A 25,636-nucleotide genomic window follows, 5' to 3' on the forward strand; every position below is an offset into this window, starting at 1 on the left:
CCTTCGTGTTGGATGTCTTAGGAATGAACCACACCCCTGTGATAAATACCGTGATCAAAAACCTCGTCGTTTTAACTACTCTCATCATCGGGCTCTGCGCCAGTCTCTCGGCTGAAGCGCCAAACCTGATAGAGAACCCCACGTTCGCCAATGCGGCTGATAGCGGACTACCCCCCGGCTGGAGTGCCTATCCAGGCGGTTCCGGCTTAAAGGGCTTACCCGAGGGTGGGCTGCAAATCCACGACTCAAGCAAAAGCAAAGGCCTGGGCGCGATACAATGGTTGCCCGCGCAAGCTGGTGCCACTTACACGCTGTCGGGTGATTTCACGGGTGAAGGTGGTCTGTTCGTTTACATTACTTTCACCTCGAAAATTCCGGTCAAGGCGGCCAACACCAGCGACGTAACGTTGGAAGAAAAACGCCAATGGTTTAAGCCCGTGCCTGCCGGTGGTAGCCCCATCAGTTTCAGTGCCACTGCGCCGACGGGAACCACGAATCTGCGTATTTGGATTTACAGCCCCAGTTCTGGGACGACCAATCTCGTCGCAAAAAATATGACGCTGACTTCAAATGGTGCGGGCCAACCGAGCGCACCGTCAGCCGAATCCGCTTCTAACCATGCGCCAAACAGCGACGTTAGCGCGGTGCTGGATTACTCAACCAATGGCTGGAGCGAAGACGAACTCAGCAGTGATTGGGTGGTGAGCGGCACGGCGCAGTCCACCAGCAGCTATGCTTCGGCAGGGCGGCGTCAACTCGTGATCCGCGACACAGATTCCAAGGGCACCGTCGCCGTGGCAAAGTGGCTACCCATCAAGCCGGGCCAACGATGCAGTGCCACAATGCTGCTCGAAGGGAGCAACGGCCTCTCGGCATACTTCCGTTTTTATCGGGAGCGTCCGGTGTCTGACGCCGACAACAAAGCACAACTGCTCACGAATAAGAGCCGCTGGGTCAAGGGCGGCGAGGAAGCCGAGATTACGGCAATTGCTCCAGGCGATGCCTCTTGGGTGCAGTTTGAGCTCTATAGCCCATCGGCCAGCACTTGTGATCTTGCCGTGAGCAAGCTGAGCTTGAAACGAGTGGACGATCCGGTTGCCGCTAAAGCCGTCGCTACCGGTCTTTACGATTGGATGAATTTCGAAGGCGGTGATTTTTCCGAGTCAGCGAATCTGGAGGGCTCCACGCGCAAGATTGTCGCCAAGTCCGAGGGGCCGGTTCGCGAAGGTGAATACTCTTACATTGCCCAGCTTAGCAAGAAGCGTGAGCGCACTGAAGTCGTTGGTCAGCGTTCGCCGGCCTACGGCGTTGCCCGCTATGGTTGGAGCATTTTCGTACCAGAAGATTTCGATGCCAATACGATGTTTAGCATCGTTACGCAGTGGCATGACTGGGGCACGGGCAAGGAGTATCCACAAGACGGCGGTGCCCCGACGCATCTCTACATCTCCAACGGCCAATGGCGTTTTAAGCTCCGTCATCAAGGCGAAGGGCACACCACGGATAACCACCAGTTTATGCTCGGCTCAGTGGATGAAGACCGCGGCAAATGGGTCGACTGGGTGCTTGAGATTAATTTTCAGGCCGAGGGTGACGGTGGCTGGATGAAGCTTTATAAGGATGACAAACTGGTCGCCGACTACGAAGGCACGACCTGGTATGAAGGCAAGGACAAGGGCCCATTCTTCAAGATGGGTATCTACAAAGGTTCCAACAAATGGCAGGGCGAGGAGGCTGGCGCACAGCTACTCTTCGACGCCTATCGCATGGCCATCGGCGAGAACTCCACCTACGAGCAAGTCGCGCCATCTGCTTACACGCCACGCTCGCAAGGCTAGCCCGGTTGGCAATTGATTTACGCGTAAACCAGCCAGTGCATTGCGTAAATCATTGCCGGCTGACATTGCTATTTTCAAATTTCAGAAGCCGCATTTCGTTAGCGAAACCGGCGCATTTGAGACGTTTCAAAACAACAACACCCCACACACAAATAACCATGAATATTCGCTTCGCAATTGCCTCTAGCATACTCCTGTCCAGTTCAACGTTCGCTGCGTCCGCCCTCTGGGATGGTCCAGGCTACAATGGTAGCTGGGCTATCGCTGGTGCCTCCGTTGGCTGGGTTGATGGTGGCTCCAATACGACGGTTCCTAACGGCGTAGGCGACGTCGCACAATTCGACAACAACTCCTTCTTTGGCAGTGGTGGTAGCCTCTACATGGCGACCGATACCAGTGGCAATGGCTCCGTGTTGAACGTTACTTTGGGCGGCATGACCTTGGTAGGGCCGACCTCGGGACGCGGCTTTGATCTTCGCTCACCAACTGCCGGTACTTCCACGCTCACATTCGCTGCCTCATCCGGTAATGCTTTCATTACCAATAGTGCTACTGGGGTTGATAATTCTGGCATCAACTTTGATGTGAATATTGCGCTGAGCGATTCTTTGGATGTTTTCGTGCAAAAGGTTTATGGTGGCAGCCGCACGGGTATCATATTCCGTGAGCAAGTCACTGGCGCAGGTGCCATTAATAAGACGGGTGCTGGTCTCATCAGTTTTCAGGGAACTGCGGGTGCCAATACTTTCTCGGGCGGATTGAATGTTAGCAACGGCTCGGTCTTTGTGGAGAAGGATGGCGCGCTCGGCACGGGCGATGTTCGTGTAGAACAGTCGGCCATCGATTCAACAGCAGCCTTGAGCATCGGCTCAAGCGTCACGGACGGTATTGATGATGCTGCTTTGCTTTTCCTCGGAAGTGACAGCGGTAACTTCGCGACGATCTCTCTCTCGGCCGGTGTGAATGAAACGATTGGTGGGCTATACTTCGACAACGTCCTCCAGGCATCCGGCACTTGGGGTGCGACTGGCAGCGGCGCGGCCAACATTAACGATGACTGGTTCGCCGGCTCGGGAATGTTGACCGTTGTTCCAGAGCCGTCCACCTATGCGCTCGGCATTGCGTCGCTTGCACTGATCGTGGTGATGGTGCGCCGCCGGAAATAAGCTTTTTTCTACTAACGCTCCAATGTGAAAGCCGTCTCTTTGGGGAGAGACGGCTTTCTTTTTTTAAGAGGACTTCGTGGCCAATGGCTTTTTTCTCACGGCGCGGCCTTTTACTTTCTTCGCAGGTTGTTGCTTGGCCGGTTTGATCTTCTTGCCGACTGTTTCACCGTCTCGCCAAAGGCCTTCGGTGAGCACGACTTTGGGCGTTACCGGAAGGCCTTTTTCGTTGCGCTGTAATTGTGCAACGACGAGATCCACCGCAGCCGCGCCAATGGCGTCATCCTGCTGATCGATCCCGCTTACCTTGACGCCCAACATGTCAAGATACTGATCGGCCCGGTTGGCGAGCGACACATAGCCTACGTCTTCCGGAATATTGATGCCGAGCATTTCGGGCAGCCAGAGTTTAATCTCCCGGTACGGGCTGATGATTACATCCGGCTTGTGTTTCTTAACCCAGGCTCCGAGGTGCTTCTCGATGGGGGTGTTTTCCGCCACATAATGAATGGGAAGAACGCGGCTTGGTTTTTGAAAATGTTGCCACGCCAAATAAACGGCCATCCACGAGTGGTTCACGCGAAAGTCCGTGTCCGAGGTAATCACGAAGCCGATACGCTCGTAGCCAAGTTGCTCGCATTTATGGAGCGCCACCGACATCGCATCGGGTAGGTTTGCGGCCGCGCGGTGCAGCTTGGGCTGCGTGAAGCTGTAGCCGATCGTCGCGCTGGCAAGCTCTTCCCAGCGCAGGTCGAGCTGGGTCTCCGTATTGGGCGTCGGGGGGATGATGACGCCGTTAATGCCCCGTGCGGCGAGCACGTCGCTCAGGCGGGAGCCGCGCATTCCTTTGGAAAAAGCCCACATCGGTTCGACCCGATAGCCCAGCTCTTTGCCGCGCAGCAACGCGCCCTTAAAATAGTCCACGGAGACGCGATGCTTTTCCCAGCCAAACTCGGTACCGAAGGTGGTAATCCATGCGATCACGGAGTGCATTTCCACAGGCCGCGTTGCGCGCAGGTTGGCCATTAGTGTTTGGACCTGCGGGTTGGGGCGGTAGTTCATCGCCGCGGCGACTTCGAGGATCATCTTCCGCTTGGCCTCAGATACACGTGGGCTGCCGCGCAATGCGAGTGATACGGCCATCTTGGACACACCCGCTTTGGCGGCTACCTCGGCCATCGTCGGGGTCTTGGCGGCACTGTCCATCAGCGCCTTCACATTGAGTCTTTGGTTTCCGGCTGTCAACTGGCGTTCTTTCGTCAAGGTTTATGCGCGAAGGTGGAGATTCCCTGCGTCTGCTTGTAATCGGTGACCAGGGTTTGCACTCGCCTGGATGCATTGAGCGCAGTGAGGCCAAGGGCCGGAAGGAGCTTTCTCTGGGTGACCATGTTTGCGGATTACTGGTTGTTGCCCGAAGTCGCATTGGCCTGCGGCATCATGTCCGGGTTGGCTTTGTGGGCTTTGCGGAGCGCCCTGGCTTTGCGCAGATAGGCAGTCATCAGTAGACCACCGATAACGCCCATGAAGCCACTGAGGCTAAGAATGTGCAGGCGTGAATCCAAGCTGTTCGGAACCAGTAGTAGCAGGCAAACGAAGCCCGCCATGGCCAACGATGACACCCCGAGCAACTTGAGCTGGACGGCGTCATTGTCTTCGCCGACTTCCTTAGCAAAGTCGATCGGGCGATGCATGCGCTTAAAGAACGCATCGATTCGGGTGCGCTCAGATTCCTTGACCAAGCGCCACATCGGAAGGCTCAGGAAAAAGCCGACAACGCCGAATATGTAGATCCAAAGCATGCGGTCCTGGATCGACCAGCTAACTTCGTTGACCGTTGAATCATACGTGAAGTAGATCGAGGGGATCATCGCGATGCTGATGATTACAAAGTAGCTGCCCCAATAAATTCGCTTGATCCAGAGGCCGAGCAGAATGGGCAAGCCCAGCGGGCCGCCGATGATCGCGCCCATCATCAGAAAGGCATCGAACAGCTCTAGCTTCTCCTGCCGCGCAAAGATGCAGGCCACGCTGATGATCGCAGCGCCCAGGCCCAGCGTCGACAATTGGCACCAGCGGACGCCTTCCTCCGACGTTAGCTCGGACATGCCGATTTTCTTCCGTGCCCACGGCATGATGTTTTTTACGATGACGCCGGTCATGCCGTTAAGGCTGGTGTCGAGGCTACTCATCGTTGCCGCAAACATCGCCGCGAGCATCAGCCCCATGAGGCCGTTGGGGAGTAGCTGCTGAGCAATGAATGAGTAGCTGGCGGTCGCCGGTTCCTTGATGCCCATCCCTTGGATCTCAGCCTCAAACAGAAAGCGTGCGACCATCGGCGGGACAAACCAGATGATGCTCCCCAGAAACATCAAGATCGCAGCGAGCAGCGCAGCTTTGCGCGCTGACGGGCCATCTTTCACGGATAGGAAACGCCCGGCTGTGCCGAGGTTTACATAGCCTTTGAGCTGGATGAAAAAGATGATGATGATCCACTTCAGGCTATATTTATCGCCGTGGAATTCGCCGGGCTCTTTGACGAATCGGAAGTCATCCGCAAAGCGCGGGTCACTGAAGTAGCCGATAAATGCGCTCCATCCGCCAACAGCTTTCAGCGAGAGAAAGAACACCAGAAAAGTCATGCCGAGCATGAGCACTCCCTGAATGAAGTCCGTGGTCATCACGCCCCAGCGCCCGCCCATGGTGGAGTAGGCAATGGCGATGCCGCCTAGCAAAAGGATCAACAGCGTTACCGGCAGATCGAGCGAGGACGAGGCAAAGACCGCCAGCGCATAGAGCTGAATACCCGCCGACAGCGGTGACAGGATCACGCCAAGAATCGCAGAGAATTGCTCCACTGGCACGCCGTAGCGATCGTGTAGAACGTCGGCCCAGGTCTCGGCCCGGGTTTGCCGGAACCACGGCCCGATGATCATGCAAAGCAGAAAGCCAACTGTATTGGCCGCATAGATAACCAGAAACGTCGGGCCGGCGCTAAACGCCGCCGAGGCGTTACCCGTAAAGGTAAAGGCGCTGATGCCGCCAACGAACATACTCGATCCGACAATCCACCACGTGCCTTTGGCTCCGCCGCGCACATAGTCGTCGACGTTGGTATTCATCTTGGAAACGATGAAGCCCAAGCTGACCAGAAAGATAAAGTAAATCAGGATCGTTATGTATTCAATCGACATGTTGTCTCCGGGGTGTTCGTCCTGCGCTTGGCCGCCCACAGGTGCTGCCAAATATTCGCATTCACCCAGAGTTAGTTTACGGTGAAACGTCTCTCAAGGGACCGTTAGATTTACACGTAAACGGACCGCTGCCGCTCTTCGTATGCTTCGCGTGCCGGCTGCGGTATGGTACGCGCTCGAATCCTTACATGGTTGATAAATGCTCTACGGAATCGTTCTCCAAAACAACAACGGGGGTGTTGGTCCAACAATAGCGAATGTGTTGGGGCCACACATGGGGATGTGTTGGGTCCACACATCCAGTTGTGTTGAGGCAACACTACGGCATGTGTTTCCCTAAACGATGGTAATGCTTTTGGGAAAACGATGGGTATGTGATGCGCAAAACGAACCCCATGCTTTTCTTAAAACGATGAGTATGCTTTGGGGGGCGGGGGATGCTTTCGCTCAAACCCTGTGGGGCCTTGCTCCGGTCGGTGTGATTCGCCGAGGCTCTTAATTACATGCGCGACTGAATGATCAGCAGATAGGTGCCGGTGTTATTGGGTCCCTGGGGGCCACCGATAATCGTCGGGGTATTGGCGTTGAGGCGGATCATCGTGCGCAGCAGCTTTTCCTTGCCGCGTCGCCAGTCGAGGTTGACCGGGAGCTTGCCATCGGAGACGGCTTGCAAGCCGAGCTGCAAATCCGTGCCGCCGTAGAGGTTTACATTGCGCGCGCCGGGAACGCTGATGGTCATCGTTTTTTTGTCGCGCTGCTGGTAGGTGTTAAAGCGGAACAATCGCTCAAGATTGGCGGCGTAGGGCTGGAGCGCGGGGTCGACGCCTTGGCCGGTGTTGGAGGCGAGGACGAGGATGACTTCCATTTGCACGGCTTCCTCGGCGTGGGCGAGGCCCGGGGCGATGGCTAAGATGAGCAGGAGAAGGATAGAGCGGAGGCTGGTTTTCATGATCGGTTTTTCCAAATGGTGGCGAGCTTCTGGCGGGCGGCGTGCAGGCGAGACATGACGGTGCCGGTCTTCACGTGGGTGGCATCGGCGATTTCCTGATAACTATACCCGTTTAATTCGCGTAAAACAAGCGCGCTTCGCTGCTCTTCTGGAAGCTGGTCGAGGGCGCTTAACAGCTCGCGCCAACGTTCGTTGATCTGGAGCCGGCGGTCGGGGGTGGCGTCGGTGGATGGCTTTTGCTCGATCTCTTCGACGCTGCCCGTGCGCTGCTGCTCGCGCTGGCGCTTGCGCAGGGCATCGAGTGCGGTGTTCACGGTGATGCGGTGCATCCAGGTGCTGAAGGCGGCTTCGAAGTTATAGCGGTCAATCTTTTGCCAGGCTTTGACCCATGCCTGTTGCGCGACATCGCGTGCCTCGGCCTCGCTGCCCATCATGGCGAGCAGGGTGCGGACGGTGCGCTCGTGGTAACGGCGAAACAGGTAGCCGAAGGCGTCGGCGTCGCCGTTTTGGGCGCTGCGCAGCCAGGCGTCTTCTTCGGCGCGTTGCTTGTCTTCCATACCAAATTGCCGCCACGATAGCCACTCTGCGGCAAGGCGCGACCGTAAAGCGCAAGAAAGTCCATAAAGCCCGGCGGGCGAAGAATTTTGTTTTCGGCATGGATTATTTTTGCCAAAATAATTTCCATAATTACCGCTCCGTGAGCGTTGTTTGCCAAACTTAAACCCTGAAGATTATGCCCAAGAAAAAGACCGTCTATCTTGTCGCCAACGGCGACTTACGCCTCTCCGCCAATCAAAACTGTTGGGCAGAGCAGGAAAAAATGGAAGCCGAGCTCGCGGCTGTGCTGAAGACTTTTGGCGCGACCGTAAAGCGTGCCCATAAGTATAAGCCGGAAGAAAAACACGGCTTCATTGCCAGCCAACGTGAGGGCATGGATATTTTTGCCAAGATTGACCGCAAGGCTCCGCTGATCGTTGCCGAGGCAGTTTGGCAGTATTCGCACCACCTGCTGGCGGGCTTGATTTCGCACGAAGGCCCGATTTTGACCGTTGCGAACTGGAGCGGCACCTGGCCGGGCCTCGTGGGCATGCTCAACCTGAACGGCTCGCTGACCAAGGCCGGCGTGACGTATTCCACGCTGTGGAGCGAAGACTTCAGCACGGACAAGGCGTTTCAGAAAAACCTCGAAGGCTGGCTGCAGACCGGCGAGGTGAAGCACCCGACCGCGCACGTGAAGAAGTTTACCGGCAAGCAGGCTACGGGGCGCTTGAAGAAGATTGCCGAAAAGATCGCGAAGGACCTCGACACGAACAAGGCCATTATGGGCGTGTTCGACGAATACTGCATGGGTATGTATAACGCGATGATCCCGGATGAGCTGCTCTTCCCGCTGGGTGTTTACAAGGAGCAGCTCAGCCAGAGCGCGCTCTTTGCCGAGATGCAAACCGTGACGAACAAGGAGGCGCAGGAGGTCTTTGACTTCATCGAGGGCCGCGGTTTCAACTTCCACTTTGGTAAAAACGGCAAGACCGAGCTGACCAAAAAGCAGGTGCTCGATCAGTGCAAAATGTACATCGCCGCTTGCCGCATTGGTGACCGCTTCGGCTGCGAGGCGATCGGCATCCAGTATCAGCAGGGGCTCAAGGACATTTGCCCGGCGTCCGACCTGGTCGAAGGCATGCTCAACAGCACGGACCGCCCGCCGGTTAAAAACGACAAGGGCGAGATCATCAAAGCCGGCGAAACCTACCCGCACTTCAACGAAGTCGACGAATGCTGCGGCCTCGACGCGATGATGACCAAGCGCGTGCACACCGCGCTCAAGCAGCCGACGGAGACCACGCTGCACGACCTGCGCTGGGGCGATTGGGACCAGTCCGGCACGACCGACGAGTATGTGTGGGTGTTCCTCATCAGTGGCTCGGCCCCGGTTGAGCACCACGTGGGCGGCTGGAAGGGCAGCCACGGCTATCGCCAACCCGACATGTATTTTCCGCTCGGTGGCAGCACGCTGCACGGCATTGCCAAGCCGGGTGAGATCGTCTGGAGTCGGATTTTCATCGAAGACGGCAAGCTCAAGATGGACCTCGGCCGCGCCAAGGCAATCGAGCTGCCCGAGGCCGAAACCCAGCGCCGTCTGGACGAAACCACGCCACAGTGGCCGATCATGCACGCCGTCACTTATGGCGTCAGCCGCGACCAGATGATGGCCCGCCACAAGGCAAACCACATCAACGTCGCCTACGCCGAGACCGCCAAGCAGGCCGATAACTGCCTCTACGCGAAGGCTGAGCTCGCACGCCAACTGGGCATCGAGGTGTCGCTCTGCGGCACGGACGCCAAGGGTAAGAAGCTATAGGCCTGGCTGCCAGGGCTGGTCGCGCATGTATCGCTGCCCGGGATTTTCGCATTGCGAAATTTCTCCGGGCGGCGGAACCTTGCGCTGAATGAGGCTCCTCGACCGATACATTTTCTTTGAATGGCTAAAGGCGTTTATTATGGCCCTGGCGGCGATGATCGGCGTGCTGCTGCTGGAGGATGTGCAGGACGACATGCAGGACTACCTGGAGTGGGGCGCCTCCTCCACGGATATACTGCTCTATTATCTGAATCTACTGCCCAGCTTTTTGCCGCTGATCCTGCCGATTGCGCTGTTGATCTCGATTCTGTTTACGCTGGGCAACCTGCACCGCAACAGCGAGATCACCGCCATGCGCGCGGGCGGGCTGCACTTGTTTACCATCACGCGGTCGCTTTGGCTATCGGGGGGGCTGCTAGCGCTGTTGCTGCTGGCACTGAATGCACGCGTGGTGCCGGAGTCGGTCGAGCGCTCGCTCCTCATGCGCAATAATTGGCAAATGACTCACTTTGCCGAGGTGTATGGCTCGAAGAATACCGGCAACGTGTATCACATGTCTTTCGATAATCAGCGCGAGAATCGCATCTGGTTCATGAACCGGTTCAGCGACTTCACTTACGATGGTTTTGGCGTCAATGTTTACGAGCGCGATGACGAAGGTCGCGAAGTGCGCCGCCTAGTGGGCGATGAGGCTTTCTATGACGAAGTCGCCGGGCATTGGACTTTTGTGAACGGTCGCGAAATGTTGTTCGATCCGGAGACCGGTGAGTCCTACAACTCGATTGGCTTTGAGGAGCGGGAGTTTCCGGAGCTGACTGAAGACCCCTGGCTGATGCAGGCGCTGAATGACGAGCCAGACAATCTGTCGCTCAACGAAATTCAGCGGCTGCTCGATCTTTCCAGTTCGGAGAACCCGAAGCTGCCGATGTATGAGCTCCGGCAGCAGCGGATACTCTCGCAGCCTTTAGTGTGCTTGGTCATGGTGGGCATTGCGGTGCCGTTTGCCGTGGCTGGCGTGCGCGTGAACCCCGTGGTCGGCGTCGCGAAGGCGCTGGGCCTGTTCGCCGTGTTTTTCGCGTTGGAGGAAGTTTTTCGCCTGCTGGGCTCGCAAGGAGTCATGCCGCTGAGCTTGGCCGTGTGGTTGCCCTTTGCGCTAATGCTGCTGGTGTCGGCCCACTATTTCCGCAAGGTGGTTTAAGCGATTTGTAGGACCGAAGTTCGAAAAGGACGCAAAGCCGAAGTATTGAACGACTCCTGGGAACTTGTTTAAGTCTGCTAACAGTATGGATGAACTCTTCGAATCGGTAAAACTAATCCTGGTGTTCTTAGCTTTTGCGGTGACGGCATTCACGTTGTATACAGGTTGGAGAACGATGCGTAACATCAAGACGATGGACCGTAAATCGAACGAGCAACTGAAGGAAATTATCAGCGATCGAAGCAAGCAGTTCACTTTTGGGGCTGCGATTGAAGAGTTAAAGAAAAGGAATGAAGACTTTTCAGAAGTTTTACCCCATCTGCTTGCCATGAGCACATCTAAAAATAAGGCGGATAGGTTACTTGGGTGGGGCATGCTTGAGACGAACTTCCCTGAGGTCACAAAGGAGATTGAATATGACCCAATGCAGCCAACAGAGGATGCCTTGAAGTTTCTAAACTCACTAAAAGCTAAACTGGCTGAACAGGCGTGATCCCCAACGCATAGACTCGACTTTACCTATCGGAGTTTGCTTTGTAGATGTGGACGTTTTGTCAACATGGCTATTTTGTCTCTTTATCTTTGCCTTTTGCGGAGAACGTTCTGAATTTACGCCCATGGAATTTGAACCGGTAATCGGACTGGAAGTTCACGTGCAGCTAAAAACGCGCTCGAAGATGTTTACGCGCGTTGCCTATGAGTATGGCCACGAGCCCAACACCCTCACGAATCCCGTCGTGATGGGCCTGCCGGGTGCCTTGCCCGTCATGAACAAGGAAGCCGTTTACAAGACGGTGCAGATGGGCCTGATTCTCGGCTGCAAGATCGCCGAAACCTGCAAGTGGGACCGCAAAAACTACTTCTACCCGGACAGCCCGAAGAATTACCAGCTCACCCAGGCCGATCAGCCAATCTGCATTGGCGGCGAGGTGGAGATCGAGATGCTTGGCTCGTCGCGCAACGTCATGGGCGAGCATCGCAAGGTGGTGCTCAATCGCATTCACTTGGAGGAAGACGTGGGTAAGCTGACCCACACGACGAACGACAGCCTCGTGGACTACAACCGGGCGGGCGCTGCGCTCTGTGAAATCGTCACCGAGCCGAACCTATATTCGGCGGATGAAGTTTTTGCATTCATGACTGCGCTGCGCAACATGATCGTCACCGCCGGCCTCTCCGATTGCGACATGGAGAAGGGCCAAATGCGCTGCGACGCCAATATTTCCATCCGTAAGAAGGGCGAGAAAACGTTGGGCACCAAGGTCGAGCTCAAGAACATGAACACGATCTCGGGCGTCCGCAATGCGGTTAACTACGAGATCAAGCGCCAAATCCGCGCCAAGACGACTGGCTTTGAAGAGATTGTCCAAGAGACACGCCGCTGGGATCCGGACAAGCAGGAAACTGAGTCCATGCGGATGAAGGAGGAAAGCCATGACTACCGTTATTTCCCCGATCCTGACCTGATGCCGGTGACGATTCCCGCCGAGCAGGTGGAGAAGATTCGCGCCGAGCTGCCGGAAATGCCGTTTGACCGCCAGCGTCGCTACATGGATGAGATGGGCCTGCCTTACACAATCACGTCCGTGCTTTGCCCGGACCGCGAACTGGCCGAATTTTTCGAAGAATCCCTGGCGTTGACCAAGGGCAAAGGCGAAGCCAAGGCCGTCGCCAATCTCGTGGCCAATGAGCTGATTCGCGACTTGTCCGCCGCCGAAGGCGAGGGCCGCCAGCCGCTGAGCGCGGTGAAGATTACCCCCGCGCACGTCGCGGAGCTGGTCATCTTGACCGAAGATGGCGTCATCACCAAGCAGATTGCCAACAAGGAAGTGTGGCCGGAGATGGCCGAGACCGGCAAAATGCCGTCTGCCATCGTCGAAGAAAAAGGCCTCAAGGCGGACAACGACAGCGGCGAGCTGGAAAAAATCGTTGCCGAAATCGTTGCCGACCCGAAGCACGAAAAGGCGATCAACCAGTTTAAGGATGGCAACGACAAGGCGCTGAACTCCCTGATCGGTCCCGTAATGAAGGCGACTCAGGGTAAGGCGAATCCGGCCGAGGTGCAGAAGCTCATGCGCGCAGCCGTGGCGAAGATGTAGCGTCAGCGGGCGTCGATGAATTTGTCATGGCGTTGATCCAGCGAGTGCGCGTTTGCTCTACCTGCAGACGGGCGCTGGTGTATCGTTGGTAGCATTGACCCACGTAGCGGAAGAAGCCCAAGTTTGCTCGTCGAAACACCTTTCGATGATTGGCCCAGACGACGCCAGTGGCACCCGTCATCAGGACGGCGTGCATTATGCCCATGGACTTTCGGGCCATCCAACTGCGGGCTAGGGCAAACAGCGCGAGCCGCTCCATTTGAAAGCGTATGTGGTGTACTTCGTCCTCAATGATTTGCTCGCAGATATCGCGCAGAAGTGGTGAATCGGTGGCATCGCGCAAAGCCGGGTAGTAGACCTGTGCAATGAACTCCGCCGTAACCAACACCATGATGCAGCCTTCCATGCCACCCAGAGTGCGCAGCCAGCGGAAGATGGAATCGGCATGGGTCGATTCGACGATGGTTTGTTCTTCATGGGCTAAGAAACGCGCCAGCATATCGCCATGACGATTCTCCTCGGCTATGAACAGCTCTGTCGCGCGCAGGTATTCAGGATCGTTCACGGCTTTGGCGAATTCCGCCGAAACGTGCATGAAGTACCGGCCTTCGGAGCTTTCTCCGCGCTGAAATTCTGCGATGGATGTGGCAATGTCTTTGATGGCGTCGGCGGGCAGTCGGTGGCGGGTCTGCCAGTCGAATGTCCGGGTGTGTGCGCCGTTTTGTTTGAAATGATCAATCCAGGCGCTTGAGTTGTGAAGGTTATTTAAGCTTTGCATGGCAAAGTAACTTTGTAATGCAAAGTTAATTGCGGTTCCATTAAGTTTGGATTTAACCTTTGGGTCGCGGATCGTGACTTGTCATTGATTGATAACGTATTCCCGAATCGTGGACCTTTTTTGGGGGCGCTGGCACTGATCCGGAATGTTGCTGTTTTACGGGTTGCCGTGTTACATTTGCTGAAGAGGGTAAATTGTCTGCACCTCGGAGTTGCTATGGGCCGTATTTTCTCCTAATCTTACCGGCCTATGTACTTTTTCCTCGGCTTGTTGCTTGGCGGCTTCGGTGGTTTCTTGTTTTACCGCCTGTCCGCGCGTAAGCAGCGGGAGAAGCTGGAAGAAGACATTCAGATGCTCCAGCAGGAAAAGCAGATCGTGGTGGAGTTCATGCACAACCTGGTCGAGGCGATTGGCGACGGCGTCAACCGCGACGAGCTTTTCCAGCGCATTGTGCATGCGGCGATTCTCAGCACCGGGGCCCTCAGCGCGTGCGTTTTTGAGCGTAAGGACAACAAACTTCATGGCGTGGCGGTGGAGGGGCTCTTTCCGCCGCAGCGACCTCTGCCGGAAAGTTCGCGGGAGAAATTATCCACGCGGGCCAAGTTCATTGAGGGCATTTTACGCTCGGAAGTGTTTGATATTGGCGAGGGCGTGATCGGTTCGGTGGCTAAGTCTGGCAAGGCGATCCTGATCGAAGACGCCACCAGCGATCCGCGCGTGGTGCAGCATGGTGACGCCTCGCTGCAGGTGCGTTCGCTGGTCGTGGCCCCAATCCCGTTTCGCACGGAGGTGCTGGGCGTGCTGGCTGTGGCGAATCCCGCCGACGGGCTGGCCTTTAACGAAACTGATTTTTCCCTGATTGAGTCCCTCGCCGAGCAGGCGGGCTTGGCGATTCACAACTCCGACCTCATGCAGGTGCAGATGGAAAAGCAGAAACTGGACTTCGATATTTCGATGGCGAGCAGCATCCAAGGGATGATTTTGCCAAGCGTATACCCGCAACTGGAGGGCTTGGATATCGATGCGTTTTACCGCCCGGCGCAGAAGATCGGCGGCGACCTTTACGACGTGTTTTCAGTGGGTGAGAAGCGTGTGGCTTTTGCCATTGCCGACGTTTCCGGCAAAGGCGTGCCAGCATCGCTGCTCATGGCGATCTGCCAGACGAACCTTCGCCACTTTGCCAAGCGCTACGACTCGCCGGCGGAAATTCTGCGCCAAATGAACCGCGAGATGACGCCGGAAATGCGCCAGGATATGTTTATCACGCTCATTTTTGCCGTGATCGACATGGAAAAGGACACTCTCACCATGGCGCGCGCGGGGCATGAGCTGCTCTTGTTGGTGCATGGCGAAAGTGGCAATGGCACCGCGAAAGCCGAGATGGTCGGCTCCGAAGGGATGGCCATTGGCATGGTGCCCAGTGAAATCTTTGACATGATCATCGAAGACCGCACCGTGCCCTTTGAAAAGGGCGATTCGGCGGTATTTTACACGGACGGTGTCACCGAGGCCAGCAACCGCGATGGCGCGGAGTTCTCCGGTAATCGCCTGGAGGAGGTCGCCCTGTCTTTGCGTGATCGCAGTGCAAGCGGGCTCAATGAGGGCATCGTTTCCACGGTGGAGCGCTTCACCGGCGGCAGCATGTTTATGGATGACCTGACCCTGATCGCGGTCAAGCATACGTAGAGCACTAGATCGAGCCGTCCAGCTGGTCGCTTTCGATCCAGAAATTATGGCTACGGTAGCGGGCTCGGGTATAGCGGCCTTCGTTGCGCAGGATTTCGATGAAATCTCCGGCTGGCACAATGATCGCGCCGTTATCGACTGGGATTTCCAACTCGGAAATCAGCACGACTTCGGCCGGGTAGCGAAATGGCTGAAGTTGTATGTCACTTGGGCTGTAGTGGGCCACCGCTGGCTTGTGTGTCGGTTGATTAATGGATTCGGGCTTACCATTGATAATTTGCACGCTGGTGGCATATAGGATTTCGCAAGCGCCCGCCCCGGTGTCAGATCTCCGCATGGAGGTTATCCAATACCGGCCATACTCATCGGTTACGGTGACCAGCTTACCTTTCATCGAGACCAGATCGTCCTTTTTCAGCGTGCTTAATATCGCCTCAACCTCAGCGTTGGCTGGTATGACGTGCACATTGGCAATGCATTCTTGGTAATCTTCGTGGGGCAGGTCGGTATACTGTGTTGACCATTTGAGAAAGCGTGCGTTGTGGTGAAAGTTAAACTTAGCCGCTGTATCTTTTGAGCTCATTGGCCCCCAGCCGATGCCCACATCGAAGGGAGAAAGTCTGTCGAATTTACCATGTGGTTCGTATTGCTTGAATGCCAGCACGAGACCATCCACCTCAAACGAGGCCAGTGGATACACGGTAAAGCCCTTGAGCTCGAAGGGCATGCCGGGGCGGAGTGTTTGCTTGGGCTCTTTCTCAAGCAGTGAGCCGGGATCGGACAAGCGGGGCTCCAGCAGGAACCAGGCACCGGCCAGAGCACCGATGATCAAAAACGACTTGAGTAACTTCTTCATGCGAGTGTTGCCTTGCAGGTGAGTCCCGGTGATGAAATACGAGTATTTCTCATTAGGGAAATGGCTATGCTTGGCCGATTGGCGGGGATAACAAGCATTTATCCGCGGCGTTTACGTTTGGTTTTCTTGTTGCGAAACGGGAATTCCAAGACTTGCTTGGAGGGATGAGTTCCCCGAGCACCTTGAGCCCGATTGACCGCTATTCGCTGCCCGACGAAAAGGGCCACTTCGGCATCTATGGAGGCATGTATGTGCCTGAGACTTTGATGACGCCGCTCTTTGAGCTGGCGCAGGCCTACGAGGAAGCCAAGGCGGACCCGAAATTTCGCGAAGAGCTGGCCTTCATGCTCAAGCAATACGCCGGCCGCCCAACGGAGCTGTATTTCGCCGAGCGTTTGACCGAGCATTGCGGCGGCGCGAAGATCTACTTGAAACGTGAAGACGGCCTGCACACCGGCGCGCATAAGGTAAACAACTGCATTGGCCAGGCAATCTTGGCCAAGCGCATGGGCAAAAAGCGTATCATCGCCGAAACCGGTGCGGGTCAGCATGGCGTGGCGACGGCAGCCGTTTGTGCGAAGTTTGGCTTCGAGTGCGTGGTTTACATGGGCGCAGTGGACATGGAGCGTCAGGCGCTGAACGTGTTCCGTATGCGGCTGATGGGGGCCGAGGTGATCGGCGTTGAAGCTGGCCAAAAGACGCTCAAGGACGCGGTCAACGAGGCCATGCGCGACTGGGTGACGAACTGCCGCGACACGCACTACATCCTTGGGTCGGCGCTGGGTTCGCATCCTTACCCCATGATGGTCAGGGACTTCCATAAGGTGATTGGCGAAGAGGCCAAGCGTCAGATTCTGGAAGCCGAAGGACGCCTGCCGGACGAGATGGTCGCTTGCGTCGGCGGTGGCTCGAACTGCATCGGCCTGTTTTTCGACTTTTTGGAAGACACCGATGTCAAGCTGGTCGGCGTTGAAGCTGGTGGCCGTGGCATCAAACAGGGCGAGCACGCCGCACGCTTCGAAGGCGGTAAGGTCGGTGTGCTGCAGGGCTCAAAGACCTTTATTTTGCAGAATCCGGATGGCCAGATCGAGCTGACGCACTCCGTGTCCGCCGGCTTGGACTATGCCGCGATCGGCCCGGAGCACGCGTTTTACCACGATCGCGGTCGCATCAATTACGCCTACGCGACGGATGAGGACGTGATGGAAGCCTTCCAAGTGCTAAGCCGTGTCGAGGGCATTATCCCGGCGCTGGAATCGACCCACGCCTTGGCCTATGCGCTCAAGCGTGCGCCGCAGATGGACAAAGATCAGGTGCTGGTCGTCAACCTCTCCGGCCGTGGGGACAAGGATGTGCAGCAGGCGATGAAGATTCTCGGCGTCGAGCAATGAGTCTCATCGTAAAGACCTTTACCGGGCCGGGCATGGCCCAATACAAGGACGACTTGGCGCGTCTGCGGATCACGGTCTTTCGCGATTTTCCCTACCTTTACGAAGGCACAATGGCGTACGAGGCCTCCTACTTGCAGCGCTATGTCGACTGCCCGGAGTGCCTCTTTGTACTGGTCTTTGACGGCGAAAAGGTGGTCGGTGCATCTACGGCACTGCCCATGGATTACGAGGCGGACGAATTTAAGAAGCCCTTTATAGACAATGGCTTCGATGTGCGCGATGTGTTTTACTTCGGCGAATCCGTGCTGCTGCCGGAATACCGGGGGCAGGGGATCGGGCACCGGTTTTTCGACGAGCGTGAGGCGTTTGCGCGCAGCTTTGGCCGGTTTGAGCTGACGACATTTTGTGCGGTTGAGCGGCCGACCGATCACCCGCTACGCCCGGCGAAATACCGCCCGCACGATGAGTTTTGGCGCAAGCGCGGCTACGAAAAGCGCCCTGAGCTTGCCACGACTTTTGATTGGCAAGACGTTGACCAGCCTGCGGAAACCGCGCACCCAATGGTGTTTTGGACGCGAGCGTTAGGGGCTTGATCCGCCTAACGCTGGCTTGCTTTTTCCCGGTGATTCAGCACGCGTTCGCGCTCGTGAAGTTCCTCGCGAAGCTGCTCGAGCTCGGTCTGGAGGACCTCCTGTTTCTGCGCTTTGTCGAAGAGTGAATTCTCGCTGATTTCGAGGAATTTCTCACGTTCTTCCAGAACCTGATGCGCTTCCATAATTGGCTTCTTCAACTCGTTGGCGAGTGCCTTGAGTGATTCGACCTCTTGTTTGAGAGCATCAACTTCTTCCTGAAGGGCGATAAACTCTTCGCTGGAAGCAACGTTGCCGGATGTCTTGGGTTCGAGGATGACAGGGTCTTCCTCTTCTTCAAGCTCTTCGGCATCAACTACATCGGGAATGCTGGTCGGGGTGTTAGGGATTTTGAGGCTGCCGCCTTTTTTATCCTTAGCCAGCTTGAATTCGGAGGGGTCGCGTTCGAATATGATCCATTCGGCGTCCTCATCGTCTGCATTACTGATGTGCAGGACGGATATCTGGGATGCGGGGAATTGTTCCTTAACTTTGCTGACGTCCGGGAGGGAGGCCAGATTGTCTTGAACTTCACCGTCTACGGCAACCCACCAGGAGTCTTCCTCGTCGTGGTTGAGCATCCACTGCTGAAGTTCTTTTAATGTCATTGGGGAGAGAAATATTTATGCGTCTACGAGTTTAACGCTTTGATTCTAACGGCAATTTAAAGTTTAGCTTTAGTGAAAGCGACAAAAAATGCCTTGTAAAGACTAAGAATAAAACCCACCCCCCAAAAGCATATCACCTTGGTAGATAGCACAGACTTGACCCGTGGCTAAAGCGCGCTGTGACTCCTTAAAGTGGATGCTTGCGCAGCCGTTTTCAGCGGGGCGGAATTCCACCGGAGTCGGCGGGTCACGGTAGCGGGCGCGGGCCTGCAATTCGCGTGCCTCGGAGACGGGCTGGTTGATCCAGCTAAGGCGCTCCAGCGCGAAGTCCTGCCCCCAAAGGCCAGGACTGTCCCGGTGATCAAAGGCAATGAGTAACTGGTTGGTATCGAAGTCTTTACCGACGACTACGAAGTGCTCGTTGTCGGTGTTACTGGGCACGCCAATGCCCTGGCGCTGGCCGAGGGTGAAGTGGTGCAGGCCCTGGTGTTCGCCGAGCACTTTTTTATCACTGGCGCGGACGATTTCACCCGGACGATCGGGGATGAAATGCCGCAAAAACTCGTTAATGTTCACTTTGCCGAGGAAGCAAATTCCCTGGCTGTCTTTGCGGGCGGCGTTAGGCAGCTGATGTTTGCGGGCCAGTTCACGGACTTCCGGCTTGAGCAACTCGCCAATGGGGAAAAGCGCATCGCGCAGTTGTTCCTGGCGAACGAGGGCGAGGAAATACGATTGGTCCTTGTTCGGATCGAGGCCGGAAAGGAGGTCGCAGGAACCGTCGTCGTTCACGGCGCGGCGGCAATAGTGGCCGGTCGCGACGGCGTCGAAGCCGTTGTCCCGCGCGTAGTTACGGAACACGCCAAACTTCATCTCGCGGTTGCACATGATGTCGGGGTTCGGCGTGATGCCACGGCGGTAGCCCTCGACGAGGTATTCCACGACGCGGTCGCGGTAGTCCTGAATCAGGTTGACGACTTCAAAATCGATGCCCAGGTGCGCGGCGACGGCCTTGGCCTGGCGGATGTCTTCCTCCCACGGGCAGTCAGCGAGGATGTCGCTGCCTTCCTCGTTCATCCAGGTGCGCATGTAGGCGGCCGACACCGCGTAGCCCTGCTCTTTGAGTAGGAGGGCGGCGACTGCGCTATCCACGCCGCCGGAAAGGGCGACCAGTATTCTCTTGGGCTGTGTCATGGAAAAGGCGGAACCATAGCAAGCTTCGCCGCCGAATCAAGCGCAGGGCTGCGTTAGCGATGGTGCCCAGGCGGGCTGACCGGCATTTTGACCTCTGGCTGGTTCTCGTCTTTAACTGCCTCGGTACCCGCCGGTTGGGCGACCGTGTCGGCGTTGGCCGGGGTGAGGTCGGCAGCGCCGGAAGCCTTCGCGAGGGAAGATATTTTCTCGGAAATCTGAATGTCGGGCGACCATTTCGTCCACTCGTCCTCTGGTTCATCGTAGAGCTTAAACACGGTGTTGTCGCTAACGGCGGCACCCATCTCGTCGTTGGGGGGCGTGGCGAGGGAGACGCCGCCCTTCAGGATTGCGGCGAGGGACTCGGTTTGCACCTTGGCACCAAACAGGCCGAGGCTCATGCCGATGCCCGAGGCGTTCCAGAAGCGGGTGTTTTCGCGAATGAGCGGCGTGTATTCCTCCTTGATGTGAACGTGGGCGTGGACGGTGCGCGAGTCACTGGCGAGGTAAACCTGGTCGACTTCGCCAATCTGGAATTCGCGGTAATAAACAGGATCGCCCGTGGTGAGGGAGCCCAGCTTCTCCGCCTGCAAAATGATGTTTAGCCCGGGCTCGCGGGGGCCGGCGGGCGGTTGCTCGGGCAGGCCGACGTATTCCTTGACCAGCTGGCCGCCTTTGCCCGGAGCCACGCCGATGTAGTTGCCACTGATCAGCGTGTCCAAGCCGCGCACGCCGCCAATGCCGATCTGCGGGCTTACGACCCAGAACGCCGCGCCCTCGGTGGCCAGACCGGCCGCGCTCTTGTCCAGGCGGGCCTTGACGACGACCTTGGAGAGCTTTTCGTCGAGGCGAACTTTCTCCACTAGGCCGACTTTGACGCCGAGGTATTGAATCTCGGTTTTTCCCGCGACGAGGCCGGAACCGTCCGTGAAGGTGATCTCGATTTCCGGTCCGCGCGAGGCATAGCTGTGATAGGCCAGCCAACCGGCGATCAGCAGCGCAGCGATGGGCACGATCCACACGATCGAGAACCGGTGGTGCTCGGTGATGACCACATCGGGCAGGGAGTCTTTGTCTTTCTTATCCATAGTAGAAACAGTGAGTTAGCGTTCCGCGCGATCCCAGATCAGGCGCGGGTCAAAGGTTTGGGCAGCGAACATGGTGACAATCACCACGGAGGCGAAAAACACGGCCCCGATATCCGGGCTGATCGTTGCGACCTGGCCGAGGTTAACGACCGCGATCAGGATCGACACCAGGAACACATCTAGCATCGACCAGCGGCCAATTAGCTCAATGATGCGGTAAAGCCGCGTGCGATCCTTGGTGCGGGTGTGGTGGCCGCGCTGCACGGTGAAGAGCAGGTAAGCCAGGCCAATGAGCTTGGCCAGCGGCACCGTGATGCTGGCGCAGAGGACCAGCAGGCCGATCGCCCACATGCCGCTTTGGAACAGCTCGACAACGCCCGACATGATGGTGTCGGATTCGGCATTGCCCACCATGTTAAAGGTCATGACGGGGTAGAGGTTCGCCGGGATGTAGAGCACGAAGCCCGCGATAACGAGCGCCCAGGTGCGGGAAATCATGCGGTCTTTGCGGCTCTCTATCTTGCCCCCGCAGGTGGGGCAGGCCATCTTGCCCCGGTGCTCGGCGGGCGGTTGCGAGAGCTGGCCGCAGGTTTCGCAGGCGATAAGGCCATGGCTGCGGGCGGTTTGGCGCGCGCTCATTGGCGGCCTCCTTGCTTGTGCCGGGCGTAGCGGTCCCAGAGCAGGGTGGGGTCGAAGCTGATGCTCGCCATCACCGTGAAAATTAACACCCCGCCCAAGCAATACAAACCGACGCCAGGATCGACTTCGGCCAAGTCTGCCAGCTTCACGAAAGTCACCAGGCAGGCCAGCAGGTAAACATCGATCATGGCCCAGCGGTTGAGCATCTGTGTGAGCCGCAGGCGCTTGGGGAACCACGCCGGGTAGCGCCCCATGAGCGAGCTACCAGTCACCGCGGCCATGCCGAGCATAAATACCAGCGGGAAGACCACGCTCGTTAAAAACACCAACAGTGCAATACCGGGCATGTGGTAGTGGAGCAAGTCAAAGGGGCCGGAGATCAAGTCGTTTTGGTTCTTAATCCCGTAGCTGCTCACGGCGACCAGTGGGTAAATATTGGCCGGGATGAAGAGCACCAGTCCGCCAAGCGAGAACGCCAGCGTGCGTTGCAGGGAGTTCGGGTTGTGCGCAAACAGCTTATGCCCGCACGCGCCGCAGAGGCCGTCCGCCTGGTGTGGGTTATCCGGCCGCTGGTGTAGTGCGTCACAGCTTGGGCAAGCCAGCCATTCGCGCCCCGTCTGTAGCCCCCGCTCGTTCATGGAGGCTACTAAAAATAATCACGGGGCGTCGCGCAATCCGTTATTTCTGCGCGGGCTTACTTCTCCTTGTCGAAGGCGGCGTCGAAGGCGACGTCGCTGGTGGGGAAGTCGACGCTGCGGACGAACTCTGCGGCTTCGGCGGCGCCGTGGAAGCGGTCCATGCGGATGTCTTCCCATTCTACCGAAAGCGGGCCGACGTAGCCGATGTCGTTCAGGGCGACGATAATGTCCTCAAACATGATGTCGCCATGGCCGAGCGAGCGGAAGTCCCAGTAGCGGCGTGGGTCGCCGAAATCGGTGTGGCCGCCGAATACGCCGACGTCGCCATTGCCGTGGTCCCACCAGACGTCCTTCATGTGGCAGTGGTAGATGCGGTCCTTGAAGGTGCGGATAAACTTCACGTAGTCCACGCCCTGGTAGCCCAGGTGGGACGGGTCGTAGTTGAAGCCAAAGCGCTTGTGGCCCTTGAGCGCCTTGATCGCGCGCTCGGCGCTGGCGATGTCGAAGGCGATTTCCGTCGGGTGAACTTCCAGAGCGAAGTTGACGTTTACCTTGTCGAAGGCGTCGAGGATGGGCTTCCAGCGAGTGGCGAAATCCTTAAAGCCGTCTTCGATCATCTTCGGCGTGATGGGTGGGAAGGAGTAGAGCAGGTGCCAGATGCTGGAGCCGGTGAAGCCGTTGACGACGGCGGGCAGCTTGCTCTTGTCGACGCCCTTGGGCTTGGCGTCCATGAACTTGCGGCAGGCCTTGGCGGTGGCGATCATTTCCTTGGCCGCGCGCTTGCGGACGCCTTCGGGCTTGCCGTCGCCCCAGACGTAGTCGGGGATGATGCTCTTGTGGCGCTCGTCAATCAGGTCGCACACGGCCTGGCCGACGAGGTGGTTGGAAATGGCGTAGCAGGACAGGCCGTGATCGGCGAGCAGCTCCCATTTTTCCTTTAAATACGTTTTCTTGCCGGCCTGGGAGACGTCGAAATGGTCGCCCCAGCAGGCGAGCTCGACGCCATCGTAGCCCATGTCTTTGATCTTGGGCGCAAGCGTTTCCAGGGATAAATCGGCCCACTGGCCGGTGAAGAGAGTGACGGGTCGGGACATGACAGCAGGGGGTTGCGTGTTATAATGTGCGGGTTTGCTTAACCAACCTCGTTTCAACGCCTTTCCTGCGTTTAATCAACTTCAAAGACGGAAAAATGATCCCCAGCGCGAGTTTCTCGGTCGCCCGGCGGGTGCGTTGGGGAAGTGCTCCGGCAGCGGCCCGGAGTTTCCCTATGGGCAAACTGTCAGTTTGCCCATAGGTTTCGCGACAGTTTGCCTAGGTGTTTCGTGCCAGTTTGCCCCTAGGCTTCGTGCCTCGAAACCTAGGTGTTTCGCGACACAATACCTCTAGGTTTCGTGTCACGAAAGGTATGGGGGAACTGGCGGGGGAGGCTATGTGGCAATAACATGAAAGATGAAATAGCAAGCACTGCTAAAATTAATCTATCCCCGATATGCTGGAACCATGGCGAACTAACCCTTTGTGGCCATTTTGTGCATACGGAATGCAGCGATTTTTTTCTCAGTTCGTAAGTTTTAGGTGTTATCAAATAACACTGTGAGGCGAAAAAAACAAACTAATGTCACGTTTAACTTGACGTGTTGTTTTTAACATTTCAAGTCTAGAGCATGATCACAGAAAAACGCATCACATCAGTCATCAATACCGCGATGGAGAAAATCTCTATCGCTGCCTCCAATCGGGACACATCGGAAATCACAAAATTCACAAGAATAGCAGAAGACGCGGAGAAACTAAAAAGTAAGCTCAGCAACATGCTACTGAGCCTTGAAGTTCTGGAATCAGAAGTGTCTTCGAAAAAGAAAATCACACACGAGACCCCTAGTGAAAATCTTCGAAACTTCCGAATTAGAGTCTCGCAAGGAATGATTAATCAGAATTTACTCACATTCACTCAACAGGTGAAATTTGGAGAAATAAAAGTAGGAGAAGTCTTACGCGTTAAGACATCAGAAGGAGGCCTGTTTAAATCAGAGATCTTGTCCCAAGGAAATAAATTAAGGGAAAGAGGACAAGTAGGGGAATTCTACAAGAAAGCTGGAATCAAAGCAGACGACTTCGTAGAATTGATAGAACAAAAGCCATCAGAATGGTATTTGAGACCACACGTAAAAAACTAAAGGCCTAACCAGGCGTGAGAGGCAAGGCCTGTGGCGCGCCTTCACTCGACGTTGTATGAAAAGTTAAGATTGAGAAATTTTGGGGCTTAGCTAGTGTGGAGTTATTATGAACGCTCGATACATTACGTCTGAAGACGGCAGCAGGACTGATGTGGTGATCTCTCTTGCTGATTATGAGGCTCTTATGGAGGACCTTCAGGATTTGGCGGTCATCGCAGAGCGCAGAAATGAGCCGTCTGTTCCGCTCGAAGAAGTCGTAACGAAACTGAAAGAGGATGGGCTCTTATAGCGTCCGGCTTAAACGATCGGCGGAAAAGGATTTACGTCGAATTGAGAAGTCGAGAGTTCCAAGCATTATCGTCGCGATACAAGGTCTTGGACAGAACCCGAGGCCCGAGGGTAGCCGCAAGTTGGTCGGCTCAGAAAGCTCATATCGAATTCGGATTGGCGATTATCGGGTCGTATATCTGATTGAAGATACCATCTGCATCGTTGAGGTCGAACGGGTGCGTCATCGGAAGGATGTTTACCGATAAGTTCGATGCAGTTGCTGGAGGATGGATTTTAGTGCTGAAAAGGGGTTCGGATATCCGCATGGACCGCGCTGGGCGGGCATCTGCAATTTTAAACTGGCCAATTCCGGCTGTGGGCACTTTAGTGCGCGGCTTTGCTTGAGTAAATATGAGTCTGCATATCGATATTGACAACGTAGTTGCCGTGGCGTCCGAGAACGCTGAACAGCGCCAAGCCGCCTTCGATGCGGTGAAGCAGATTGCCGAAGAAGCCGGTGACAAGGTGCAGACCAGCGATGACCGCATTTTCTTTCACTGTGAGTGGGAGCCGCCCTTCAAGGCGCTGAAAAAGCTCTCCAAGGAGATGCCCGACGTGGTTTTCACGCTCTGGGCAGACGCCTTTAAGGAGCATCACTGGATCTGCAAAGTCCAGTATGTCGCCGGCAAGGGGGACGAGCAGACGCTGTCCCGCATCGATGACGAGTTTCCGGGCGTGTTCCAGGAAATCTTCGGCTGCGACGAAGGCACCTGGGAAAAAGACAACAAAGCACCATTCTTGCCTTGGTTTCCAGATGCTCGGTAAGTGAGCAGTGAGCAAATTAAAAATTAAAGAGAAGAGGGCGCTTAGGCTCCTCATCTATCGCGGTGG

General features: G+C 56.3%; 25 protein-coding genes. 13 read left to right on the forward strand and 12 right to left on the reverse strand.

Features of this window, described 5'->3' with window-relative positions:
- Positions 1-23 precede the first annotated feature (23 nt).
- A complete protein-coding gene (locus O3S85_RS13265) occupies positions 24-1,838 on the forward strand; it encodes a polysaccharide lyase family 20 protein (protein ID WP_269540911.1) in 1,815 nt (604 codons plus the stop codon).
- A gap of 158 nt (positions 1,839-1,996) precedes the next feature.
- Complete coding sequence (locus O3S85_RS13270; protein ID WP_269540912.1) at positions 1,997-3,004, forward strand: PEP-CTERM sorting domain-containing protein; 1,008 nt, start codon at positions 1,997-1,999, stop codon at positions 3,002-3,004.
- 63 nt (positions 3,005-3,067) lie between these two features.
- On the opposite strand, the gene O3S85_RS13275 is transcribed toward O3S85_RS13270, so the two are convergent.
- From O3S85_RS13275 to O3S85_RS13290, 4 genes are all read right to left on the reverse strand, one after another.
- On the reverse strand, positions 3,068-4,264 hold the full coding sequence (locus tag O3S85_RS13275) for a LacI family DNA-binding transcriptional regulator (RefSeq protein WP_269540913.1): 1,197 nt from the start codon (positions 4,262-4,264) through the stop codon (positions 3,068-3,070).
- 134 nt (positions 4,265-4,398) lie between these two features.
- Positions 4,399-6,243: a sodium:solute symporter family protein gene (locus O3S85_RS13280; RefSeq protein WP_269540914.1), complete on the reverse strand. Its 1,845-nt coding sequence runs from the start codon at positions 6,241-6,243 to the stop codon at positions 4,399-4,401.
- 448 nt (positions 6,244-6,691) lie between these two features.
- Positions 6,692-7,141, reverse strand: a complete 450-nt coding sequence (locus O3S85_RS13285; RefSeq protein WP_269540915.1) for a hypothetical protein — start codon at positions 7,139-7,141, stop codon at positions 6,692-6,694.
- On the reverse strand, positions 7,138-7,698 hold the full coding sequence (locus O3S85_RS13290; protein ID WP_269540916.1) for an RNA polymerase sigma factor: 561 nt from the start codon (positions 7,696-7,698) through the stop codon (positions 7,138-7,140). The genes O3S85_RS13285 and O3S85_RS13290 overlap by 4 nt, the downstream gene beginning before the upstream one ends.
- Positions 7,699-7,874: 176 nt before the next feature.
- Here O3S85_RS13290 and O3S85_RS13295 point away from each other — a divergent pair, with 176 nt between their 5' ends.
- The 4 genes from O3S85_RS13295 (at position 7,875) to gatB (ending at position 12,797) form a co-directional block, all read left to right on the forward strand.
- Positions 7,875-9,500, forward strand: coding sequence for a hypothetical protein (locus O3S85_RS13295; RefSeq protein ID WP_269540917.1), 1,626 nt, complete (start codon positions 7,875-7,877; stop codon positions 9,498-9,500).
- 88 nt (positions 9,501-9,588) lie between these two features.
- The gene (locus tag O3S85_RS13300) at positions 9,589-10,698 is read left to right on the forward strand and encodes an LptF/LptG family permease (protein WP_269540918.1); all 1,110 of its coding nucleotides are present in this window, start codon (positions 9,589-9,591) and stop codon (positions 10,696-10,698) included.
- Between the two features lie 85 nt (positions 10,699-10,783).
- Positions 10,784-11,191 carry a hypothetical protein gene (locus tag O3S85_RS13305; RefSeq protein WP_269540919.1) on the forward strand — a complete coding sequence of 136 codons (408 nt, stop codon included), beginning with the start codon at positions 10,784-10,786 and terminating at the stop codon, positions 11,189-11,191.
- A gap of 124 nt (positions 11,192-11,315) precedes the next feature.
- Positions 11,316-12,797, forward strand: a complete 1,482-nt coding sequence (gene gatB / locus O3S85_RS13310; RefSeq protein ID WP_269540920.1) for an Asp-tRNA(Asn)/Glu-tRNA(Gln) amidotransferase subunit GatB — start codon at positions 11,316-11,318, stop codon at positions 12,795-12,797.
- Here the strand turns inward: gatB and O3S85_RS13315 are convergent.
- On the reverse strand, positions 12,769-13,575 hold the full coding sequence (locus O3S85_RS13315) for a ferritin-like domain-containing protein (RefSeq protein WP_269540921.1): 807 nt from the start codon (positions 13,573-13,575) through the stop codon (positions 12,769-12,771). The genes gatB and O3S85_RS13315 overlap by 29 nt on opposite strands.
- Positions 13,576-13,824: 249 nt before the next feature.
- On the opposite strand from O3S85_RS13315, the gene O3S85_RS13320 reads away from it, so the two are divergent.
- Positions 13,825-15,261 carry a GAF domain-containing SpoIIE family protein phosphatase gene (locus O3S85_RS13320; protein WP_269540922.1) on the forward strand — a complete coding sequence of 479 codons (1,437 nt, stop codon included), beginning with the start codon at positions 13,825-13,827 and terminating at the stop codon, positions 15,259-15,261.
- A gap of 4 nt (positions 15,262-15,265) precedes the next feature.
- Here the strand turns inward: O3S85_RS13320 and O3S85_RS13325 are convergent, their stop codons facing one another.
- The gene (locus O3S85_RS13325; protein ID WP_269540923.1) at positions 15,266-16,117 is read right to left on the reverse strand and encodes a hypothetical protein; all 852 of its coding nucleotides are present in this window, start codon (positions 16,115-16,117) and stop codon (positions 15,266-15,268) included.
- A 164-nt stretch (positions 16,118-16,281) separates the two neighbouring features.
- On the opposite strand from O3S85_RS13325, the gene trpB reads away from it, so the two are divergent.
- Both trpB and O3S85_RS13335 read left to right on the forward strand, forming a co-directional pair.
- A complete protein-coding gene (trpB, locus tag O3S85_RS13330; protein ID WP_269540924.1) occupies positions 16,282-17,508 on the forward strand; it encodes a tryptophan synthase subunit beta in 1,227 nt (408 codons plus the stop codon).
- Positions 17,505-18,101 carry a GNAT family N-acetyltransferase gene (locus O3S85_RS13335; protein ID WP_269540925.1) on the forward strand — a complete coding sequence of 199 codons (597 nt, stop codon included), beginning with the start codon at positions 17,505-17,507 and terminating at the stop codon, positions 18,099-18,101. The genes trpB and O3S85_RS13335 overlap by 4 nt, the downstream gene beginning before the upstream one ends.
- Positions 18,102-18,106: 5 nt before the next feature.
- Here the strand turns inward: O3S85_RS13335 and O3S85_RS13340 are convergent, their stop codons facing one another.
- From O3S85_RS13340 to O3S85_RS13365, 6 genes are all read right to left on the reverse strand, one after another.
- On the reverse strand, positions 18,107-18,745 hold the full coding sequence (locus O3S85_RS13340; RefSeq protein ID WP_269540926.1) for a hypothetical protein: 639 nt from the start codon (positions 18,743-18,745) through the stop codon (positions 18,107-18,109).
- 102 nt (positions 18,746-18,847) lie between these two features.
- A complete protein-coding gene (mnmA, locus tag O3S85_RS13345) occupies positions 18,848-19,936 on the reverse strand; it encodes a tRNA 2-thiouridine(34) synthase MnmA (protein ID WP_269540927.1) in 1,089 nt (362 codons plus the stop codon).
- Between the two features lie 53 nt (positions 19,937-19,989).
- Positions 19,990-21,021, reverse strand: coding sequence for a PqiB family protein (locus O3S85_RS13350; RefSeq protein WP_269540928.1), 1,032 nt, complete (start codon positions 21,019-21,021; stop codon positions 19,990-19,992).
- Between the two features lie 15 nt (positions 21,022-21,036).
- On the reverse strand, positions 21,037-21,660 hold the full coding sequence (locus O3S85_RS13355) for a paraquat-inducible protein A (protein ID WP_269540929.1): 624 nt from the start codon (positions 21,658-21,660) through the stop codon (positions 21,037-21,039).
- Positions 21,657-22,298 (reverse strand): paraquat-inducible protein A, encoded by a 642-nt coding sequence (locus tag O3S85_RS13360; protein ID WP_269540930.1) that lies wholly within the window; start codon positions 22,296-22,298, stop codon positions 21,657-21,659. Before O3S85_RS13360 ends, O3S85_RS13355 begins: the two co-directional genes overlap by 4 nt.
- Positions 22,299-22,354: 56 nt before the next feature.
- On the reverse strand, positions 22,355-23,392 hold the full coding sequence (locus O3S85_RS13365; protein WP_269540931.1) for a sugar phosphate isomerase/epimerase family protein: 1,038 nt from the start codon (positions 23,390-23,392) through the stop codon (positions 22,355-22,357).
- 570 nt (positions 23,393-23,962) lie between these two features.
- Here O3S85_RS13365 and O3S85_RS13370 point away from each other — a divergent pair.
- From O3S85_RS13370 to O3S85_RS13380, 4 genes are all read left to right on the forward strand, one after another.
- Positions 23,963-24,475: a hypothetical protein gene (locus tag O3S85_RS13370; protein ID WP_269540932.1), complete on the forward strand. Its 513-nt coding sequence runs from the start codon at positions 23,963-23,965 to the stop codon at positions 24,473-24,475.
- A 106-nt stretch (positions 24,476-24,581) separates the two neighbouring features.
- A complete protein-coding gene (locus tag O3S85_RS13375; protein WP_269540933.1) occupies positions 24,582-24,764 on the forward strand; it encodes a hypothetical protein in 183 nt (60 codons plus the stop codon).
- On the forward strand, positions 24,751-25,011 hold the full coding sequence (locus O3S85_RS21285; RefSeq protein ID WP_425499854.1) for a type II toxin-antitoxin system RelE family toxin: 261 nt from the start codon (positions 24,751-24,753) through the stop codon (positions 25,009-25,011). The genes O3S85_RS13375 and O3S85_RS21285 overlap by 14 nt, the downstream gene beginning before the upstream one ends.
- Positions 25,012-25,156: 145 nt before the next feature.
- A complete protein-coding gene (locus O3S85_RS13380; protein ID WP_269540934.1) occupies positions 25,157-25,570 on the forward strand; it encodes a hypothetical protein in 414 nt (137 codons plus the stop codon).
- The last annotated feature ends 66 nt before the right edge of the window (positions 25,571-25,636 follow it).

This window comes from Cerasicoccus sp. TK19100 (assembly GCF_027257155.1).
In the GTDB taxonomy this organism is placed as follows: domain Bacteria; phylum Verrucomicrobiota; class Verrucomicrobiia; order Opitutales; family Cerasicoccaceae; genus Cerasicoccus; species Cerasicoccus fimbriatus.

What these genes read in the sequence shown, in the direction of transcription:
- O3S85_RS13285 (WP_269540915.1), bottom strand. Translation starts at nt 7,141, where the DNA reads ATGAAAACCAGCCTCCGCTCTATCCTTCTCCTGCTCATCTTAGCCATC.
- gatB (WP_269540920.1), top strand. Translation starts at nt 11,316, where the DNA reads ATGGAATTTGAACCGGTAATCGGACTGGAAGTTCACGTGCAGCTAAAA.
- O3S85_RS13335 (WP_269540925.1), top strand. Translation starts at nt 17,505, where the DNA reads ATGAGTCTCATCGTAAAGACCTTTACCGGGCCGGGCATGGCCCAATAC.
- O3S85_RS13380 (WP_269540934.1), top strand. Translation starts at nt 25,157, where the DNA reads ATGAGTCTGCATATCGATATTGACAACGTAGTTGCCGTGGCGTCCGAG.
- O3S85_RS13320 (WP_269540922.1), top strand. Translation starts at nt 13,825, where the DNA reads ATGTACTTTTTCCTCGGCTTGTTGCTTGGCGGCTTCGGTGGTTTCTTG.
- O3S85_RS13295 (WP_269540917.1), top strand. Translation starts at nt 7,875, where the DNA reads ATGCCCAAGAAAAAGACCGTCTATCTTGTCGCCAACGGCGACTTACGC.
- O3S85_RS13350 (WP_269540928.1), bottom strand. Translation starts at nt 21,021, where the DNA reads ATGGATAAGAAAGACAAAGACTCCCTGCCCGATGTGGTCATCACCGAG.
- O3S85_RS13375 (WP_269540933.1), top strand. Translation starts at nt 24,582, where the DNA reads ATGAACGCTCGATACATTACGTCTGAAGACGGCAGCAGGACTGATGTG.
- O3S85_RS13265 (WP_269540911.1), top strand. Translation starts at nt 24, where the DNA reads ATGAACCACACCCCTGTGATAAATACCGTGATCAAAAACCTCGTCGTT.
- trpB (WP_269540924.1), top strand. Translation starts at nt 16,282, where the DNA reads ATGAGTTCCCCGAGCACCTTGAGCCCGATTGACCGCTATTCGCTGCCC.
- O3S85_RS13315 (WP_269540921.1), bottom strand. Translation starts at nt 13,575, where the DNA reads ATGCAAAGCTTAAATAACCTTCACAACTCAAGCGCCTGGATTGATCAT.
- O3S85_RS21285 (WP_425499854.1), top strand. Translation starts at nt 24,751, where the DNA reads ATGGGCTCTTATAGCGTCCGGCTTAAACGATCGGCGGAAAAGGATTTA.
- O3S85_RS13370 (WP_269540932.1), top strand. Translation starts at nt 23,963, where the DNA reads ATGATCACAGAAAAACGCATCACATCAGTCATCAATACCGCGATGGAG.
- O3S85_RS13360 (WP_269540930.1), bottom strand. Translation starts at nt 22,298, where the DNA reads ATGAACGAGCGGGGGCTACAGACGGGGCGCGAATGGCTGGCTTGCCCA.
- O3S85_RS13340 (WP_269540926.1), bottom strand. Translation starts at nt 18,745, where the DNA reads ATGACATTAAAAGAACTTCAGCAGTGGATGCTCAACCACGACGAGGAA.
- O3S85_RS13325 (WP_269540923.1), bottom strand. Translation starts at nt 16,117, where the DNA reads ATGAAGAAGTTACTCAAGTCGTTTTTGATCATCGGTGCTCTGGCCGGT.
- O3S85_RS13300 (WP_269540918.1), top strand. Translation starts at nt 9,589, where the DNA reads ATGAGGCTCCTCGACCGATACATTTTCTTTGAATGGCTAAAGGCGTTT.
- O3S85_RS13270 (WP_269540912.1), top strand. Translation starts at nt 1,997, where the DNA reads ATGAATATTCGCTTCGCAATTGCCTCTAGCATACTCCTGTCCAGTTCA.
- O3S85_RS13365 (WP_269540931.1), bottom strand. Translation starts at nt 23,392, where the DNA reads ATGTCCCGACCCGTCACTCTCTTCACCGGCCAGTGGGCCGATTTATCC.
- O3S85_RS13355 (WP_269540929.1), bottom strand. Translation starts at nt 21,660, where the DNA reads ATGAGCGCGCGCCAAACCGCCCGCAGCCATGGCCTTATCGCCTGCGAA.
- mnmA (WP_269540927.1), bottom strand. Translation starts at nt 19,936, where the DNA reads ATGACACAGCCCAAGAGAATACTGGTCGCCCTTTCCGGCGGCGTGGAT.
- O3S85_RS13305 (WP_269540919.1), top strand. Translation starts at nt 10,784, where the DNA reads ATGGATGAACTCTTCGAATCGGTAAAACTAATCCTGGTGTTCTTAGCT.
- O3S85_RS13290 (WP_269540916.1), bottom strand. Translation starts at nt 7,698, where the DNA reads ATGGAAGACAAGCAACGCGCCGAAGAAGACGCCTGGCTGCGCAGCGCC.